Below are 1,407 nucleotides of genomic sequence, written 5' to 3'. Positions count from 1 at the left end.
AAAAAAATACCACATCTACAAGTGCAAGAACAACGATTGCCCGTTTTACTAAGCCAATCTTCGCCGGATGACCAAGAAGGAGCGCTGACGTTTCAAGCAAGATTCTCAAGCCTTCGAGTTGCAGTGTCGATTCCGGGAGTTCCTGTTTGACTTTCTCCCTTTGGTTCCATCATCACTCATCAAACTGAAGGTCGATTTGTCCCGGATGGCCGTTTCACCGCACATTCTGGGGGCTCGTATTGACGTACCACGTCAACTTCGTGATGTTCTCCCGCATGACGGAGGCAGCCATGAAGGACATCCACGGCGGGCGTGTTGATCTCACATCAGACGGTGCTCAATGATGAATATTATAAAATATTCGATGTTTTAGTGTTATAATTGTTGGTAAGTGAAAATATTAGAAAAAATTTCTAGATGGCATAGGACTTAAGCACACTTTAAAAATCATGATGGCCGAATCCGACATAGACAGCATGACTGCGATCGCCAAGCATTTGAACATTAAAGAGACAACATTTCGTTCATCTATTATAATGGAAAGGGAGGAGAAGCCTTGTTAAAAAAGTTGCATGAGAATAAAGATTTGGTAAGAGAAATGAATAGACAGCTAATGGAACTGCAAAAAATCATTGAGAATATGGACGAAAAGCGGGGAAGAATATTTATTGAGTGGCTTGAAACACAAAACAAATATCTCGTCTGGGAAGAAACATTTGCCCCATCTTACCTAAGAGCTTATAAGCGGTCAGAAATCGTTTTAGCGCATTTTGGCTTTAATGTTGGCGCTGAATTCGGCGGCATGCACTATGCTGTTGTCATTCGCGATAGTTCAAAAAACAATCCCGTCGTCAACGTCGTTCCTTTATCTTCATTAGACGAAAACGAAACAGAACAGGATGTACATAAAGACTCGGTCTTTTTAGGTACGATTGAGGGACTGAACGAAAAAAAGGCAGTGGCCATTCCAAACCAAATGCGCCCTATAAGCAAAATTCGCATTTTCAAACCCAAAAAAGCAAAAGACGGCGTTTTCAAATTAACAAGCGAACAAATGGACTTGATTGACGAAAAAATCCGTAGGATGTACACTAAACTTAGAAAAGATCCAGAAAACCGTTCTTGACACTTCTGTCAAAATGCTTTATTATTTTCTTTGCATGAGATTCGGAAAACAAGCATACGATAAATAATGCCCTTTGAGTTCCTTGAACTCAAGTGCGGCCAAAAATATTTTTCAACTGACCGCCGCATGCGCGGTCCAAAAGGAAAAGCCGCCCCATTTACGGGGCGGCTTTTTACGTGTTTCGCTGACTTTGCATCTTGTGAACTCTCTCTTATACACCTTCACCGAAAGTTGTTATTCCCATTCTCACCTAAACAGGTTAGACGTCAACTACCCCCACT

General features: G+C 41.6%; 1 protein-coding gene and 1 pseudogene. Both read left to right on the top strand.

What is annotated here, in order from left to right; all coding sequences use genetic code 11:
- Positions 1–342 (top strand): annotated as a pseudogene (locus I656_RS20000) (transposase); the annotation flags it as partial.
- 214 nt (positions 343–556) lie between these two features.
- A complete protein-coding gene (locus tag I656_RS01630) occupies positions 557–1,126 on the top strand; it encodes a type II toxin-antitoxin system PemK/MazF family toxin (protein ID WP_015375798.1) in 570 nt (189 codons plus the stop codon).
- Positions 1,127–1,407: the final 281 nt, after the last annotated feature.

This window comes from Geobacillus sp. WSUCF1 (genome assembly GCF_000422025.1).
Lineage (GTDB): Bacteria > Bacillota > Bacilli > Bacillales > Anoxybacillaceae > Geobacillus > Geobacillus zalihae.
This window is presented reverse-complemented; position numbering and strand designations above follow the sequence as displayed.